At 72.6% G+C, this 17,623-nt stretch carries 10 protein-coding genes; 5 read left to right on the forward strand and 5 right to left on the reverse strand.

Translation table 11 applies throughout. The features are described 5' to 3' along the window. Positions 1 to 36: 36 nt before the first annotated feature. From DRV96_RS05790 to aroC, 3 genes are all read right to left on the reverse strand, one after another. Entirely contained in the window at positions 37 to 2,115 is a 2,079-nt protein-coding gene (locus tag DRV96_RS05790; protein ID WP_235823300.1) for a sensor domain-containing diguanylate cyclase, read from the reverse strand. A 16-nt stretch (positions 2,116 to 2,131) separates the two neighbouring features. Then, positions 2,132 to 4,483, reverse strand: a complete 2,352-nt coding sequence (locus DRV96_RS05795) for a methyl-accepting chemotaxis protein (RefSeq protein WP_235823301.1) — start codon at positions 4,481 to 4,483, stop codon at positions 2,132 to 2,134. Positions 4,484 to 4,705: 222 nt separating this feature from the next. Next, positions 4,706 to 5,809, reverse strand: coding sequence for a chorismate synthase (aroC, locus tag DRV96_RS05800; RefSeq protein ID WP_119288784.1), 1,104 nt, complete (start codon positions 5,807 to 5,809; stop codon positions 4,706 to 4,708). A gap of 323 nt (positions 5,810 to 6,132) precedes the next feature. On the opposite strand from aroC, the gene DRV96_RS18700 reads away from it, so the two are divergent. Beyond that, entirely contained in the window at positions 6,133 to 7,698 is a 1,566-nt protein-coding gene (locus tag DRV96_RS18700; protein ID WP_119288786.1) for a methyl-accepting chemotaxis protein, read from the forward strand. Between the two features lie 53 nt (positions 7,699 to 7,751). On the opposite strand, the gene DRV96_RS05810 is transcribed toward DRV96_RS18700, so the two are convergent. Continuing rightward, the gene (locus DRV96_RS05810; protein WP_119288789.1) at positions 7,752 to 11,441 is read right to left on the reverse strand and encodes a hydantoinase B/oxoprolinase family protein; all 3,690 of its coding nucleotides are present in this window, start codon (positions 11,439 to 11,441) and stop codon (positions 7,752 to 7,754) included. Between the two features lie 10 nt (positions 11,442 to 11,451). Further along, positions 11,452 to 12,006 (reverse strand): winged helix DNA-binding protein, encoded by a 555-nt coding sequence (locus tag DRV96_RS05815; protein WP_119288791.1) that lies wholly within the window; start codon positions 12,004 to 12,006, stop codon positions 11,452 to 11,454. A 160-nt stretch (positions 12,007 to 12,166) separates the two neighbouring features. Between DRV96_RS05815 and DRV96_RS05820 the strand changes: the two genes are divergently transcribed. The 4 genes from DRV96_RS05820 (at position 12,167) to DRV96_RS05835 (ending at position 17,608) form a co-directional block, all read left to right on the forward strand. Continuing rightward, complete coding sequence (locus DRV96_RS05820) at positions 12,167 to 13,138, forward strand: TRAP transporter substrate-binding protein (RefSeq protein ID WP_119288793.1); 972 nt, start codon at positions 12,167 to 12,169, stop codon at positions 13,136 to 13,138. 15 nt (positions 13,139 to 13,153) lie between these two features. Further along, positions 13,154 to 13,663, forward strand: a complete 510-nt coding sequence (locus tag DRV96_RS05825; protein ID WP_119288931.1) for a TRAP transporter small permease — start codon at positions 13,154 to 13,156, stop codon at positions 13,661 to 13,663. 13 nt (positions 13,664 to 13,676) lie between these two features. Then, positions 13,677 to 14,978 carry a TRAP transporter large permease gene (locus DRV96_RS05830; RefSeq protein WP_119288795.1) on the forward strand — a complete coding sequence of 434 codons (1,302 nt, stop codon included), beginning with the start codon at positions 13,677 to 13,679 and terminating at the stop codon, positions 14,976 to 14,978. 131 nt (positions 14,979 to 15,109) lie between these two features. Further along, positions 15,110 to 17,608, forward strand: coding sequence for a GspE/PulE family protein (locus tag DRV96_RS05835; protein WP_210756981.1), 2,499 nt, complete (start codon positions 15,110 to 15,112; stop codon positions 17,606 to 17,608). The last annotated feature ends 15 nt before the right edge of the window (positions 17,609 to 17,623 follow it).

Here is a 17,623-nt window from a genome sequence, read left to right on the forward strand (position 1 = left end):
CGGTCCGTCGGTGCGGGCGAGCGGGGCAGACGCGGCTCAGCCCTCGTTGTGCACCAGGCGCAGCGCGGCGCTGCGTTCGCGCACCGCGCCGCGGCCGCTGCGCTTGGCGGCGTAGCAGGCGTCGTCGGCGTCGGCGAGCCACTGCGCCGGGTCGGCGTGGGCATCGCTCAGCTCGGCCACGCCGAGGCTCGCGCCGACGCCGAGCGTGCGCCCCTGCCACGGCAGCGCGATGTCACGGATCGCCTTGCGCACCTTCTCGGCGACGACGACGGCCTGCGCCTGCGTGCAGCGCGGCAGCAGCACCGCGAACTCGTCGCCGCCGAGCCGTGCGACGACGTCGCTCGTGCGCACCGCGCCGCCGATGGCCTGCGCGACGGCGACGAGCATGGCGTCGCCGGCGGCGTGGCCGGCGGTGTCGTTGATCGGCTTGAAGTGGTCGAGGTCGATCATCACGACCGACGCCGGACGCTGCGTGGCCGGCGCCGCGAACACGCGGGCCATCGCGGCCTCGAAACCCTTGCGGTTGGCCACGCCGGTCAGCGCGTCGTGCAGCGCCGCGCGCTCGAGCTGCTCGCGCGCCTGCACCTGGTCACTGATGTCGTTGAGGCTCCAGATCGTGCCGGCGCCCGGGTCGGCCGCGTCGACCGGCCGTCCGCGCAGGCGGGCCCAGAACACCTGCCCGTCGGCGCGCAGCATCTGCCACTCGCCGACGTAGGGCTCGCCGCGCGCGAACGCGGCGGCCACCTGCGGCCCGAGCGCGAGGTAGTCCTCGTTCGACGCGAAGATCAGCTGCGTCGGCTGGCCGACGAGCTCGTGCTCGCTGCGCCCGAGCAGGTGGCACAGCTGCGCACTGACGAGCTCGAAGCGGCCGTGGCGCGTGAAGCACAGCCCCACCGGTGCGGCCGCCATCACCGAGCGCAGCTTGGCGAGCACCTCGGTGTTGAACGCCTCCATCTGCGAGCGCTCGGCCCACACGTGGCGCAGCGTGCGCGCCAGCCGCCCGATCTCGCCGTCGGCCACCGGCCAGTCGTCGTCGGCGCCGTTGTGCCCTCCCGCGTGCAGCAGCCGCTGCGCACGCCACTCGAGCTGCCGCAGCGGGCGCAGCTGCCACGCGAGGAAGCCCACCAGCAGCGCGGCCAGTACCGCGGCGATGCCGGCCGAGCGGCGCAGCGCCGTCGCCGCCGCCTGCGCCAGCGGACCGAGCTGCACCGCGTGCGGCATGGCGCGCCACACGTGCCAGCCGGCCACGCCCTCGCCGGCCATCGCGACGACTTCGCCGGCCTGCTGCCAGTGGCCGGCATCGCGCTGCAGCGGCCGCGCCTGCGCCTCCCACTGCAGGTACGCCGACGCCAGCCGCGGCTCGTCGGCCAGCGAGCGCAGCACCATCGCGCGCTGCGGGTGCGCAAGGATCGTGCCGTGGTCGTCGGTGATGACGACGAGGGTGCCGTCGTCGTCGCTGCGCGCCTCGGCGAGGTCGGCGAGCAGGTCGCGGCTGGCCAGCCGCAGCACGCCCAGCAGCACCGCGTGCACCTCGCCGTCGGCCAGCAGCGGCTGCGCGAACACGACCACCGGCTCGCCGGCCACGCGCCCGGGCAGCGGGTCCGAGATCTGCGCCCGGCGCTCGGCCAGCGCACGCCGGAAATGCGGGCGGTCGGCGATCGACACTTTGGGCCAGCTCACGCTCTTGTCGTCGACCGAGATCAGCAGCCGGCCGTCGCGGCCGGCGACGTTGACGTAGTGGAACGCCGACAGCAGCACCGGCTGGCCGACGAGGAAGGCCTCGAGCCGCGCCGGGTCGGCGGTCAGCGCCGGCGGCATCTGCGCGGCCACCAGCGCGAGCGCGCGCTGCAGCTCGGCCAGCCGCCGCCCGATCACGGCGGCGGTGCGCTGCGCTTCGCGCTGCTCGCGCGCCTGCGCCTGCGCGAGCAGCTCGTCGGCGGCGACCTGCTGCATCTGCCACGCCGACCACGCCATGCCGGCCAGCAGCGTGACCAGTGCGCCAGCGGCCAGCCGCAGCTTCAGCGTGCCCAGCCACTGCCGCGGGTGCCACGCCGCCAGCCGCTCGCGCCAGCGCGAGCGCGCCGGCGCGTCGTCGGTGAACAGGTCGGCGTCCACGGGGCGCGGCGGTGCGTCAGAGGTCGCGCTTGACGCGCAGGATCGCCCTGACGGTGCGGTTCGACGCCTCGGCGAAGCGCGAGCCGCTGCCCAGCAGCCGCTCGGCAGCGTCGTAGGCGCCGCGGTTGATCGTCGCGGCGACTTCGCCGGCCGCGCGATGGAACTCGGCGTGCTCGTCGAGCAGTGACGTGAACGCCGGGCGCGTGCCCCAGCGCGCGCCGCCGGGGCCGTGCAGCCACTGGCCGAGCGGGCAGCGGTCGTCGCGGCAGATCGTGTCGGCGTCGAGCCGCTCGCGGTTCGCGATCGCGCTGCGCAGCTTGACCTTCCACGCGCGGTGCGCGTCGACGGCCTTGTCGAAGTCGAAGTCGGCCGTCGGCGCGGCGGCTGCCGTCGCCGCCACCGGCGGGGCGCCCTCGGGCAGGCGGAAGCGCGAGACGCGCTGCGCCAGCTGCGCCGCCTGCTCGCGCAGCGCCTGCGCGGCGGCGGCGGTCTGTTCGACGAGCGCGGCGTTGGCCTGCGTCGTCTGGTCGAGCTCGGTGGCCGCGGCGCCGACCTGCTCGACGCCGAGCGCCTGCTCGCGCGCCGCGGTGGCGATCTCGTCGATCAGGCCGCCGACGCGCTGCGCGCTGTCGACGACGCGCTCGATCGCCTCGCGCGCCTGGCCGACCACCGCGGTGCCGGCCTGCACCTGCTGGACGCTCGTCGTGATCAGCGCCTTGATCTCGCGCGCCGCCGCGCCCGAGCGCTGCGCGAGCGCGCGCACCTCGCTGGCCACGACCGCGAAGCCGCGGCCGGCGTCGCCGGCACGCGCGGCCTCGACGGCGGCGTTGAGCGCGAGGATGTTGGTCTGGAACGCGATGCCGTCGATGACGCCGATGATCTCGCCGATGCGCTTGGACGACTCGCCGATGCCGTCCATCGTCTGCACGACCTGCGCCATCGTGCGCCCGCCCTCGGTGGCGGCCATCGCGTTGTCGCGCGCGATCGTCACCGCGGCGTTGGCGTTGTCGGCGGTGCTCTTGACGGTGCCCGAGATTTCTTCCATCGACGCCACCGTCTGCTCGAGGTTGGCCGCGGTCTTCTCGGTGCGCGCCGACAGGTCCATCGCGCCGCTGGCGATCTCGCTGCTCGAGTGCAGGATCTGGTCGCTGCCAGTGCGCACCTCGGTGACGATGGTGCGCAGCGAGTCCTGCATCTCGCGCAGCGCGACCATCAGCTGCGCCGCCTCGTCGCGGCCCCAGGGGTCGGGGCTGGTCGTCAGGTCGCCGTCGGTCATCGCACGCAGGTGGCGCCGCGTCTCCTTAAGGCCGCCGTCCATCACGAGGTAGAAGCTGTAGAAGAGGTACGCGGCGACCGCGACGAACAGCGCGACGGCCACGCCCATCGCGATGCCGCGTCCGCGCAGCGTGGCCACGCGCTCGGCGAGCAAACCGTCGAGCCGTTCGAGCATCGCGCGCTGCAACCCGACGACTTCGTCGACGGCCTTCGCGCCGTCGGCGCCGATCTTCGTCGCGTTGTTCATCGCCTGCGCCTCGAGGCGGAACGCCTTCAGCGCCACGTCGATCTCGCCGAAGCGCAGCGCGGCGAGCGTGCCGGCGTGCACGCCGTCGACCTTGTGCAGCGCCTCGTCGAGCTGCGCCGTCAGCAGTTCGGCCGAGAACTCGGAGCGCACCATCGCGTCGTGCGACTTCGACGACGTCTGCGCGCCGCCGGCGATCGCGCCGCCGAGCGCGGCGAGGCGGCCCAGGCGGTCGAGCAGCGCCGGAACGCGCAGCAGCGCGCCGTCCATCAGATAGTAGGTGTCGATCGCCGGGTCGAGCGTCAGGTTCGAGCCGTCGGTGGCCTGCGTCACGAGGTCGACGACGGCGCCCACCACGGCGTCGTGCGCCGCCATCACGGCCTCGAGCTCGCCGCCGGCCGGCAGCGCCGCCAGCGCCTGCTTCAGCCGCGCCAGCGACTTGGCGGTGCCGAACGCGTCGCCGCTGGCCGCCTGCGCCGCCTCGACGGCCTTCAGCTGGCGCGCGACGTCGCCCTGCACGGCCGCCAACTCGGCCGGCGTTTGGCCCAGCACCGTCTGCTGTGCCGCCAGCGCGCGCTGGCGCACCAGCAGCACCTGCAGCGGCATCACGTCGCGCGCGAAGGCCAGGCCGTCGCGCTCCTTCTGCGCAAACGCGATGTCGGCGTTGACGCCGGCGAACCACGCCCCGCCGACGAGCAGCAGCGGCACCAGGAAGCACACGCTGATGATGGCCGCCTTGAAGCGGAATCCGACCTGGCGGAACAACTTCACGCCCGGTGCCCACACGCCGTGGTGCGTGAAGAAGCCGGCGGGGTTCCCGCCCCGGTCGGCCTCGGAAGAGGACGCCACCGGCACTGCGCTGCCGGGTTGAAGAACTGCTGCCATCGTCATTGCCACCTTCTCAGCGCGGATCGCTGTCGTTGTCGGGGGCTGCCGCGCGCGAGCATCGACGCGCAGGCAACCTGGACCGGTCTTCGGCACAGGATCGCCGAAGCTTGAGGCTGTCCAAGACAGGAAATGCGCCCAGGCGCCGGTCCATCCCGGCGCTTCGGCGGCCCGGTGGGTGCCGGTTCAGGCGGGTGCGCGGCCCGGGATCGGCGGCAGCGGCAGCCGCACGTCGGCGCACTGCGCGCGGTGGCGCAGCACGTGGTCCATCACGACCAGCGCCAGCATCGCCTCGGCGATCGGCGTGGCGCGGATGCCGACGCAGGGGTCGTGGCGGCCGTGCGTCTCGACCGTGGTCGGGCGGCCGTCGCGGTCGATCGACGCCTTGGGCAGGCGGATCGAGCTGGTGGGCTTGATCGCGATGCGCACGACGAGGTCCTGCCCGGTGCTGATGCCGCCGAGCACGCCGCCGGCGTGGTTGCTGCGGAAGCCCTCAGGGCTCAGTTCGTCGCCGTGCTCGCTGCCGCGCTGCGCGACGACGCCGAAGCCGTCGCCGATCTCGACGCCCTTGACGGCGTTGATGCCCATCATCGCGTGGGCGATGTCGGCGTCGAGCTTGTCGAACAGCGGCTCGCCGAGACCCACCGGCACGTTCGCGGCGCGCACCTCGATGCGTGCGCCGCACGAGTCGCCGGCCTTGCGCAGCGCATCCATGTACGCCTCGAGCCGGGGCACGATGGCCGCGTTCGGCGCGAAGAACGGGTTGTGGGCGATGTGCTCGGCGCTGTCGAACGGGATCTCGATCTCGCCGAGCGCGCTCATCCAGCCGGTGAACGTCGTGCCGTGGGCCTCGCGCAGCCACTTCTTGGCCACCGCACCGGCGGCGACCATCGGCGCGGTCAGCCGCGCCGAGCTGCGCCCGCCCCCGCGCGGGTCCCGCAGGCCATACTTGCGCCAGTAGGTGTAGTCGGCGTGGCCGGGGCGGAACGTGTCGAGCAGGTTGCCGTAGTCCTTGCTGCGCGGGTCGGTGTTGCGGATCAGCAGGCAGATCGGCGTGCCGGTGGTGCGGCCCTCGTAGACGCCCGACAGGATCTCGACGCGATCGGCCTCCTGGCGCTGCGTCACGTGGCGGCTGGTGCCGGGGCGGCGGCGGTCGAGGTCGGGCTGGATGTCGGCCTCGGCGAGCGCCATCCCCGGCGGGCAGCCGTCGATCACGCAGCCGATCGCCGGGCCGTGGCTCTCGCCGAAGTTGGTGACGCGAAACAGCTCGCCGAACGTGGAGCCTGACATGCCGAAGCGCCGCCCCTGCGGCGTGGTGGGGGAACCGCCGGGATTGTGCCTCGCAGCGACCGGCGACCTGGCCCGTGCGGAGTGGAACGGGACGATCAGCGCGCCGTTTGGTGCATCGGCGGCGACGGTACCGGCTCAAGATCGGCGCGCCGACGTCGATATCGGGCGCTGGCACCGACCCGATGACGCTGCCCCTCCGGCCTGCGGCGTCATGGCCCGCACCGGCCTGCTTGCGCTCACAAGCAGCCGTCGGCCACCGTCCTGAGCACCGGGCGGCTGCGCGCCGCTGCGGTCGATCCGTCCGTCCCACTTCGAAACCCGTCATGCAACTCCTCGACAACCTATCGCTGCGCAACAAGCTGCTCCTCGCCCCCGCCGTGTGCCTCGTGCTGCTGGTGCTCAGCGCGGCCGGCGCGATGTGGGGCTTCGCGCAGCAGCGCGCCGCCGTCGACTCGATCCACGCGCAGCGGCTGCCGAGCTACACCTTCGTCGCCGGGCTCGAGTCGGGCATCCGCGACCTCAACGGCCTGATCAACCGCTCGATCGGCTACTCGTCGATGGGATTCAACGTCAAGGAGATCGATGCCATCGACCAGGCGCTCGCCGAGACCTCGGCGCGGCTGTCGAAGGCGCTCGCCGACCGTGCCGCGGCGGTGACCTCCGACGACGAACGCGAAGTCGTCAAGGCGCTGGCCGCCGGCTTCGCGAAGTACGACCATGCGATCAAAGACACGCTGGACATGAAGTCCACCGGCGCCGCGATGGCGGCCACGTTCCTGACCACCGCGCAGGGCGAGTACGACCGCCTGCTCAAGCAGATCAGCGAAGTGACGGCCGCGCGGCTGGCCGCGATCGACGCCGACGTCGCCAGCGCCCGCGCCTCGGCGGCGACGGCGCAGACGACGATCGCCGTCGCGGCGCTGGTCGCGCTCGGGGCCGGCTTCGGCCTGAGCCTGCTGCTCGCGCGCGGTCTGCTCACCCGCATGCACGCGGCGTCGGCAGCGGTCGCGCGCCTGGCCGACGGCGACCTGACGCAGCCGCTGCAGGCGCAGGGCCGTGACGAGGTCGGCCGGCTCGTGCGCGATGTCGAGTCGGTGCGCCAGCGCCTGGCGCAGGCGATCCACGCGGTGCAGCAGGCGTCGGACTCGGTCAAGGTCGCCGCCGGCGAGATCGCCTCGGGCAACGCCGACCTGAGCGCGCGCACCGAGACGCAGGCCAGCAGCCTGCAGCAGACGGCGTCGTCGATGGAGCAGCTCACCGCCACCGTCAAGACCAACGCCGACACCGCCCGCGCCGCATCACAGCTGGCCACCGCGGCGCGCGACGTGGCCACGCGCGGCGGCGACGTCGTCGGCCAGGTCGTCGCGACGATGGACGAGATCAGCGCCAGCAGCCGGCGCATCGCCGACATCATCGGCACGATCGACGGCATCGCGTTCCAGACCAACATCCTCGCGCTCAATGCCGCCGTCGAGGCGGCGCGTGCCGGCGAGCAGGGCCGCGGCTTCGCGGTGGTCGCCGGTGAGGTGCGCAGCCTCGCGCAGCGCAGCGCGCAGGCGGCCAAGGAGATCAAGAGCCTGATCGGCGCCAGCGTCGAGAAGGTCGACACCGGCGCCAAGCTGGTCGGCGACGCCGGGGCGACGATGCAAGACATCGTGCAGCAGGTCAAGCGCGTCAGCGACCTGATCGCCGAGATCAGCGCCGCGTCGGCCGAGCAGACCTCGGGCATCGGCCAGATCGGCGACGCCGTCACGCAGCTCGACCAAGCGACGCAGCAGAACGCGGCGCTCGTCGAGCAGTCGGCCGCCGCGGCCGAGAGCCTGCGCCAGCAGGCCGAGCAGCTCGTCGCCGCGGTCAGCGTGTTCCGCGTCGCCCGCACGCGCGCCTGAGACGCACGCCGCCCTCGCTCACTCCGCCGGACGACCCGCCCGCGCGGCGAACGTCAGGCGGGCGGGCCCCAGCCCCCGCCACCCGGCGTCTCGATGACGAACACGTCGCCAGGGTTCATATCGACCGAGGCGCACGCGCCGAGCATTTCGACGCGGCCGTCGGCGCGCTCGACGCGGTTGACGCCCACGGCACCCGGCCGCCCGCCGGCCAGCCCGAACGACGGCACGACGCGGCCGTTGCTGAGGATGGCCGCCGTCATCGGCTCGAGGAAGCGGATGCGGCGCACGCCGCCGTCGCCGCCCTTCCAGCGCCCCGCCCCACCGGAGCCGCGGCGGATCGTGAAGCTGTCGAGCCGCACCGGGTAGCGGAACTCGAGCACCTCGGGGTCCGTCAGGCGCGAGTTCGTCATGTGCGTCTGCACGACCGCGGTGCCGTCGAAGCCGCCGACGACGCGGCCCGTGTCGTCGCGGATGACCCCCGCGCCGCTGCCGCCGGCGATCGTCTCGTAGTACTGCTGGCGCGCGTTGCCGAACGTGAAGTTGCTCATCGTGCACGGGCCGGCGGCCATCACGCCGAGCGCGCCGTACAGCGCGTTGGTCACGCACTGCGAGGTCTCGACGTTGCCGGCCACCACCGCCGCCGGCGGCTTGGGGTTCAGCATGCAGCCCTCGGGCACGATCACGTGCAGCGGCTTCAGGCACCCGGCGTTGAGCGGGATGTCGTCGTCGACCAGCGTGCGGAACACGTACAGCACGGCGGCCATCGTGACCGCCTTGGGCGCGTTGAAGTTGTCCGGCAGCTGCGCGCTCGTGCCGGTGAAGTCGATCGTCGCCTCGCGCCGCGCCGCGTCGACGCTGACCCGCACGCGGATCACGGCACCGTTGTCGAGCGGCAGCTCGAAGGTGCCATTCTTCAGGGCCGTGATCACGCGGCGCACCGACTCCTCGGCGTTGTCCTGCACGTGGCGCATGTAGGCCGCCACCGTGTCGCGGCCGAACTGCCCGACCATCGCGCGCAGCTCGTGCACGCCCTTCGCGTTGGCGGCGATCTGCGCGCGCAGGTCGGCGATCGTCTGCTCGGGGTTGCGCGCCGGGTAGGCTCCGGAGGCCAGCTGCGCGCGCAGCTCGGCCTCGCGCAGCCGGCCGTCGCGCACGAGCAGGAAGTTGTCGAACAGCACGCCCTCCTCGGCGATCGACGTCGAAAACGGCGGCATCGAGCCCGGTGTGGCGCCGCCGATGTCGGCGTGGTGGCCGCGGCTGGCCACGTAGAACGCCGGCGTGGGCTCCCCGTCGTGCAGGTACACCGGCGTCACGACGGTGACGTCGGGCAGGTGCGTGCCGCCGTGGTACGGGTCGTTGAGCACGTAGACGTCGCCGGCGCGCATGTCGGGGTTGCGTGCGATGACGGTCTTGATCGACTCGCTCATCGAGCCGAGGTGCACTGGCATGTGCGGGGCGTTGGCGATCAGGTTGCCGTCGGCGTCGAACAGCGCGCACGAGAAGTCGAGCCGCTCCTTGATGTTGACCGAGTGCGCCGTGTTCTGCAGCACCAGCCCCATCTGCTCGGCGATGTTCATGAACAGGTTGTTGAACACCTCGAGCATCACCGGGTCGGCCGCGGTGCCCAGCGCGTGGCGGGTGGGCCGCGGCTGCACGCGCACGAGCTCGAGCACACCGCCGGCGGCCAGCCGCGCCTGCCAGCCGGTCTCGACGACGGTCGTCGCGTTGCGCTCGGCAATCACCGCGGGGCCGTCGATCACGGCGCCGGGCACCAGACCCTCGCGCTGGTACAGGCCGGCGTCGCGCCAGCCCGGGGCGTCGTCGGCGGCGAAGTCGTACAGCCGCACGTGCTCGAGCGGCGGCGGGCGGTGCTCGCGGGCGACGGCCGCGCCGCACTCGTCGTGGCGCTCGCCGGGCGCGACGGCCTCGACCGACACCGCCTCGATCACGCGCACGCGCTCGGGCATCAGGAACGCGAAGCGCTGCCGGTACGCCGCGTCGAAGTCGTGGCCGATCGCCTCCAGCGCCGCCCCCGCACCGGATCCGCCGTCCGGCGGCAGCGGCACGACGAGCGCGGTGTCGGTGCCCGCGTAGCGCACGTGCACGCGCTGGTGCACCTGCACCGCGTCGGGCGCGACGCCCTGCGCGACGAGTTCGGCGCACGCCGCGTCGGCCAGCTCGGCGGCGCGACGCGCGGCGGCCTGCAGCCCGGCCTCGTCGAGCGGCTGCTCGACCGACGCCTCGCGCATCGCGGTCTGGTCCGCTAGCCCCATGCCATAGGCCGACAGCACGCCGGCCAGCGGGTGCACGAACACGCGCGACATCCCGAGCGCGTCGGCGACCAGGCAGGCGTGCTGGCCGCCGGCGCCGCCGAAGCACTGCAGCGTGTACCGCGTGACGTCGTGGCCGCGCGCGACCGAGATGCGCTTGATCGCGCCGGCCATGTTCTGCACCGCGATGCGCAGCGCGCCGGCTGCGGCCTCCTCGGCGCTCACGGCACGGCCGGCGGCCGCGCTCATCTCGCGCGCGACGGCCTCGAAGCGCTCGGCGACCACCGCGCGGTCGAGCGTCTGGTCGCCGTGCGGCCCGAACACGGCCGGGAAATGCGACGGCTGGATGCGCCCGAGCATCACGTTGGCGTCGGTGACAGCCAGCGGACCGCCGCGGCGGTAGCTCGCCGGCCCGGGGTTGGCGCCGGCCGACTCGGGCCCCACGCGCAGCCGCGCACCGTCGAAGCGCACGATCGAGCCGCCGCCGGCGGCCACGGTGTGGATGCTCATCATCGGCGCGCGCATGCGCACGCCGGCGACCTGCGTCTCGAACGCGCGCTCGAACTCGCCAGCGTAGTGGCTGACGTCGGTCGACGTGCCGCCCATGTCGAAGCCGATGACCTTGTCGTGCCCGGCCGCGAGCGCGGTGCGCACCATGCCGACGATGCCGCCCGCGGGTCCCGACAGGATCGCGTCCTTGCCGTGGAAGCGGTGCGCCTCGGTGAGCCCGCCGCTGGACTGCATGAAGTACAGCGGCACCCCCGGCATCTGCGCCGCGACGCGGTCGACGTAGCGGCGCAGGATCGGGCTCAGGTAGGCGTCGACGACGGTCGTGTCGCCGCGCGCGATGAGCTTCATCAGCGGGCTCGCCTCGTGCGACACCGACACCTGCATGAAGCCGGCGTCGCGCGCCAGCCGCGCCGCGGCCGCCTCGTGCGCGGTGAAGCGCCAGCCGTGCATGAACACGATCGCGCAGGCACGCAGGCCGGCCTCGAACGCGTCGCGCAGCGCGCGCGCGAGCGCGGCCTCGTCGAGCGGCACGACGACGGTGCCGTCGGCGCCGACGCGCTCGTCGGCCTCGACGACGCGCTCGTACAGCAGCTCGGGCAGCACGATGTGGCGGTCGAACAGCCGCGGGCGGTTCTGCTGCGCGATGCGCAGCGCGTCACCGAAGCCGCGCGTCGTCACCAGCAGCGTGCGCTCGCCCTTGCGCTCGAGCAGCGCGTTGGTGGCCACCGTGGTGCCCATCTTCACGCACTCGACGCGCGCCGGCGTGATCGGCTCGCCGTCTTGCAGCCCGAGCAGCCGGCGGATACCCTCGACGGCGGCGTCGTCGTACTGGCCCGGGTTGTCCGACAGCAGCTTGAGCGTGCGCAGCGAGCCGTCGGGCGCACGGCCGACGACGTCGGTGAACGTGCCCCCGCGGTCGATCCAGAACTGCCAGCGCCCCGTCGGCGCGCGGTCGTCGTGCATCACGTCGAGCTCACAGCGAAGTGGCCGCCCGCGCGGCCTGGTCGTACATGCCGCTCATCGTGCGCAGCAGGCGGGCGAGCTCGCCGATGTCGGCGTTGAGCTCCGTGTCCAGACTCTTGACGAGGCACTCCTCGCGCACCGCGCGGTACTGCTGCACGTAGGCCTCGCCCTGCGGCGTCGGGCGGTAGAACACCTCCTTGCCCTGCCGCTGCGCCTGCGCGAGGCCGGCGGCCACCAGCTTCTTCAGCGAGTACGCAACGACGTGCGTGTCCTCGTAGTTGAGCACGAAGCAGATGTCGGCGAGCTTCTTGTTGCGCGCCCGGTGGCACAGGTGGTGCACCAGCAGCACGTCGGTGATCGTGAGGTCGGGGCAGCCGGCGGCGGCCATGCAGCGCACGGCCCAGCGCGAGAACGCGTTCCACGCGACGATGAGGCCGAACTCGAACTCCGACAGCTCGACGCTGCGCGGCGAGACGAGGTGCGACGACGACACGATGCCCCCACTGCGCCGCGACGCCGCGGCGGGCGCCGGCGTCGCGGCGACGGAGGCGGATTTGCGCGGCATCGGGGTTTGCACCAGAACGTCGAAGATTTATTGACAATTTATCGTCACGCTTCCTAGACTGCAACGCACCCGCTGGCAAACCCCGAGCCCGCGCCAGGCCGGCACGGCAGATGCTTGCAGCGTGCACACCCGCTTTCCACCCCGACCGCCAGGAGCCCCGATGAAACTGTTGCCGCCCCTGCTCGCCGCCGCCAGCCTCGCCGTTGCGGCGGCTGCCCACGCCCAGGTCAAGTGGGACCTGCCCGCCGCCTACCCGGCGACCAACTTCCACAGCGTGAACCTGCAGCAGTTCGCCGACGACGTCGAGCGCGCGACCGGCGGCAAGCTCAAGATCACGGTGCACCCCAACGCGAGCCTGTTCAAGGCGCCCGAGATCAAGCGCGCCGTGCAGGGCGGGCAGGCGCAGATCGGCGAGATCCTGCTCGTCAACTTCCAGAACGAGTGGCCGATCTTCGGCGCCGACGGCATCCCGTTCCTGGCCACCAGCTACGACGACGCAATGAAACTGTGGCGCGTGCAAAAGCCGATGCTCGACAAAAAGCTCGCCGAGCAGGGCATGATGGTGCTGTACGCGGTGCCATGGCCGCCGCAGGGCATCTACGTCAAGAAGCCGATCAGCTCGGCCGCCGACCTCAAGGGCGTCAAGTGGCGCGCCTACAGCCCGGCGACCGCGCGCATCGCCGAGCTCGTCGGCGCGCAGCCGGTGACGGTGCAGGCCGCGGAACTCAGCCAGGCGATGGCCACTGGCGTCGTCGAGAGCTACATGTCCAGCGGCGCCACCGGCTTCGACACCAAGACCTACGAGCACATCAAGTACTGGTACGACACGCAGGCCTGGCTGCCGAAGAACGCCGTGATCGTCAACCGGCGCGCCTTCGACGCGCTCGACAAGCCCACGCAGGACGCGCTGCTGAAGGCCGCCGCCGACGCCGAGGTGCGCGGCCTCGAGGCGAGCAAGAAGGCCAACACCGAGAGCCTCGACAAGCTGCGCGCCAACGGCATGACGATCGTCTCGCCGCCGCCGGCGCAGCTGACCGCCGACATGAAGAAGGTCGGCGAGACGATGCTCAAGGAGTGGCTCGACAAGGCCGGCCCCGAGGGCCAGCAGCTGGTCGACGCGTTCCGCAAGTAAGCCGCGCGGGCCGTGGTGCGCCGCGCGCTCGACGCGCTCTACGACGGGGCCGCCTGGGCAGCGGCCCTGTGCATGGTCGGCCTACTGGCGATGGTGCTGCTGTCCATCGTCAGCCGGGCGCTGCACTTCCACGTGCCGGGCACCGACGCCTACGCCGGCTACCTGATGGCCGCCGCCGGCTTCCTCGCGCTCGCGCACACGCTCAAGCGCGGCGACCACATCCGCGTCACGCTGGTGCTGGGCACGCTCGCCGGCGGTGCACGGCGCGCGCTCGAGGTGTGGGCGCTGGGCGCCGCATCGCTGCTCGCGGCGCTGCTCGCGTTCTACAGCGTGCGGCTGGCGTGGCAGTCGCACGCGTTCAACGACGTCTCGACCGCCAGCGACGCGACGCCGCTGTGGATCCCGCAGCTGTCGATGGCAGTGGGCAGCGTGATCTTGGCGATCGCCTTCGTCGACGAACTGGTGCTCGAGCTGCGCGGACGCCGTGTCGCTGCGGCCAGCGACGAGGCCGCACGCAACGAGTGACCGCCACCTGCGCATGAGCGACCTCGCGATCACGACGCTGCTCGTCGTCTCGCTGTTCTTGATCCTCGGCAGCGGGGTGTGGATCGGGCTGGCGCTGTCGGGTGTGGCGTGGATCGGCATGCAGCTGTTCAGCGCGCGCCCGGCCGGCGACGCGATGGCGGTCACGATCTGGGGCAGCGCATCGAGCTGGACGCTGACGGCGCTGCCGCTGTTCGTCTGGATGGGCGAGATCCTGTTTCGCACGCGGCTCTCCCAGGACATGTTCCGCGGGCTGGCGCCGTGGATGCAGGCGCTGCCCGGGCGGCTGCTGCACGTCAACGTCGCCGGCTGCGCGCTGTTCGCCGCCGTCTCGGGTTCGAGCGCCGCCACCGTCGCGACGATCGGCAAGATGAGCCTGCCCGAGCTGAAGCGGCGCGGCTACCCCGACGCGATAGCGATCGGCTCGCTGGCCGGCGCCGGCACGCTGGGGCTGCTGATCCCGCCGTCGATCATCATGATCGTCTACGGCGTCGCGGCCGAGGTCTCGATCGCGCAGCTGTTCATCGCCGGCGTCGTGCCCGGCATCCTGATCGCACTGCTGTTCTCGGGCTATCTGATGGTGTGGGCCTGGCGCCACCCGCAGCTCGTGCCGCCGGCCGACGCGCGGCTGCCGCTGCGCGACAGGCTGCGCGAATCGCGCCACCTGATCCCCGTCGTGCTGCTGATCGCCGCCGTGCTCGGCAGCATCTACGCCGGCATCGCGACGGCGACCGAGGCGGCCGCGATCGGCGTCGTTGGCGCGCTCGTGGTCTCGGCGGCGCAGGGGTCGCTCACCTGGGCCACGTTCCGCGACAGCCTGATCGGCGGCACGCGGCTGTACTGCATGATCGCGCTGATCCTCGCCGGCGCGGCGTTCCTGACGCTGTCGATGGGCTACATCGGCCTGCCACGGCACCTGGCCGAGTGGATCGCGACGCTGGGCCTGAGCCCGTTCGCGCTGCTGCTGGCGCTGATGCTGTTCTTCATCCTGCTCGGCTGCTTCCTCGACGGCATCTCGATGGTCGTGCTGACGATGGGCGTGATCCTGCCGACGATCACGAAGGCCGGCATCGACCCGCTGTGGTTCGGCATCTTCGTCGTGCTCGTCGTCGAGATGGCGCAGATCACGCCGCCGGTGGGTTTCAACCTGTTCGTGCTGCAGGGCATGACCAGGCGCGAGATCGGCTGGATCGCGCGCGTGACGCTGCCGTTCTTCGTGCTGATGGTCGCGGCGGTCGGTCTGATCTACGCCTTTCCCGAGCTGGTGACGTTCCTGCCGCAGCAGATGCGACGCTGAGGCGCCGCCGCGCGCCCCCCCGGCGCGCAACTGCGCCGCCAACGCCCCGCATCTCGGCGCTTCGCCCCGCGCTGCGGCGCCTACGATCGTTGCGCGGGAATCTGCCCGCGCGCCGATTCCACGCCCCAGCGATGACGGACCTGTCCATGCCGCCGCTCGACCCGCCGCCGACGTCGGCGGGGGGTGGCTTCGCGTGGCCGTCCCCGCCCTCGCCCGCGTATGCGTCGGTGCAGCCGCGGCTGCCGGCCGAGTGCACGATCGAAGGCACGACGGGCCGCACGATCCGCGGCCAGCTGACCGCGTTCGATCCCGCGCAGCGCACCGCCTGCGTGCGCATCGGCAGCGGGCGGCAGGCGATGCCGTTCGCGTTCGCGCAGATCCAGCAGCTGACGCTGACGGTGCCGCTGCAGCCCGCGCGCAGCGACGACGCGCATCCCCTCGCCCAGCGCTATCGACTGCTCAATGCGATGGGCCAGGCGCGCTGCGGCGAGACCGTCGGCCACGTCGAGACCGACGCCGGGCTGTTCCTGTTCGTCCCGCACGGCGACCATGGCGCGGTGCAGCCGGTGTTCGTGCCGCAGGGACGCTACAGCGGCTTCGCGCTGGATGCGCCGCCCGACACGGCAGCCGCGCCCGGCACGCCGTGCGACACGCCGCCGGTCGAAGCCGAGTTGCACCTCGACGCGCCGCCCGAGCCGAAGACGCAGCCCCCGGCCGCGGCGCGTCCGCCCGCTGACGCGCTGCTCGCGAAGAAGGTCGCCAGCGCCGACGAACTCGTCGCCGCGATCGACCACCAGGCGCGCATGCCGGTGATGCGCATCGGCGAGGCCCTGCTCGGTCTGGGCCTGATCACCGAGGAGCAGCTCGACGAGGCGCTCGCGCAGCAGAAGCTCGACCGCTCGGTGCCGCTGGGCCAGCTGCTGGTGCGCAACGGCATCGTCTCGCGGCAGGACCTGCAGACCGCGCTGGCGCGCAAGATGGGCTACCCAGTGGTCGACGTCGCGGCGTTCCCGGTCGAGATCGAGGCCGCACGGTGCGTGCCGTTCGCGGTAGCGCACCGGCTCAACGCGCTGCCGCTGCTGCGCCGCGGCTCGCGGCTGATCGTCGCGATGGACGACCCCACCGTGCGCCCCGCACTCGAGGAGCTGGAGTTCGTCTCGCAGTGCAAGATCGTGCCGGCGCTGGCACCGGCCAGCGACATCGCGCGCGCGCTGCCGCCGATCTACGAGCGCTTCGGCATGGACGCGCGCCACGCCGACACCGCGGTCGCGCACCTCGGTGCGCCGATCGAGTTCGAACCCCCCGACGCGAGCCAGCTGTTGGCCTCGCTCGAGCAGCAGCAGCTGAGCGCCGCCGAGCGCGACGACGAGCCGGCGATCGAGCAGTCCGACAACTCGCTCGTCAAGCTCGTCAACACGATGATCGTCGACGCCTGGATGCAGCGCGTGTCCGACATCCACATCGAGACGCAGCCCGGCCGCGAGAAGGTGCGCATCCGCTTCCGCCGCGACGGCGTGCTCAAGCCCTACCTCGAGCTGCCGCACACCTACCGCGCGGCGCTGGTGGCGCGCATCAAGATCATGTGCGACCTCGACATCAGCGAGCGCCGCAAGCCGCAGGACGGCAAGATCAACTTCGCGCGCTTCTCGCCGCAGCACAAGATCGAGCTGCGCGTCGCGACGATCCCGACGGCCAATGGCCTCGAAGACGTCGTGATGCGCATCCTCGCGTCGGCCAAGCCGCTGCCGATCGACCAGCTCGGCCTGTCGGCCGACAACCTCGCGCGGCTGCGCCACGCGATCCACCGCCCCTACGGCATGGTGCTGTGCGTCGGCCCCACCGGCAGCGGCAAGACGACGACGCTGCACTCGGCGCTCGGCGAGATCAACACGCCCGAGCGCAAGATCTGGACGGCCGAGGACCCGATCGAGATCACGCAGCGCGGGCTGCGCCAGGTGCAGGTCAACCCGAAAATCGACTGGACCTTCGCGAAGGCGCTGCGCGCGTTCCTGCGCGCCGACCCCGATGTGATCATGGTCGGCGAGATCCGTGACGAGGAGACGGCGAACGTCGCGATCGAGGCTTCGCTGACCGGCCATCTCGTGCTCAGCACGCTGCACACGAACTCCGCACCCGAGACCGTCACGCGGCTGCTCGACATGGGCATGGACCCGTTCAACTTCGGCGACTCGCTGCTCGCGGTGCTCGCGCAGCGCCTGGTGCGGCGGCTGTGTCCGCACTGCCGCACCGCGCGCGACGCGACCGATGCCGAGGTCGACGACCTGCTCGGCGACCACCTGCACGTGTTCCCCGAGGCGCTGCGCCCGTCGCGCGACGCGGTGCTGGCCGACTGGCGCGTGCGCTTCGGCGAGGACGGACGCATCCAGTTCTACGAGGCCCCGGGCTGCCCGCGCTGCGACGGCAGCGGCTTCGACGGCCGCGTCGGCATCCACGAGCTGCTGACCGTCACGCGGCCGCTGCGCCAGCTCATCGTCGGCGGCGGCCGTGTCGAGCAGCTGCTCGACCAGGCGCTTGCCGACGGCATGCGCACGCTGCGCCAGGACGGCATCGAGAAGGTGCTGCAGGGGCTGACGACGATCGGCGAGGTGCGCGCGACGAGCAACGTCTGACGCGCGGCGGGTGCC

The organism is Azohydromonas sediminis, assembly GCF_003574675.1.
Classification (GTDB): Bacteria; Pseudomonadota; Gammaproteobacteria; order Burkholderiales; family Burkholderiaceae_C; genus Calidifontimicrobium; species Calidifontimicrobium sediminis.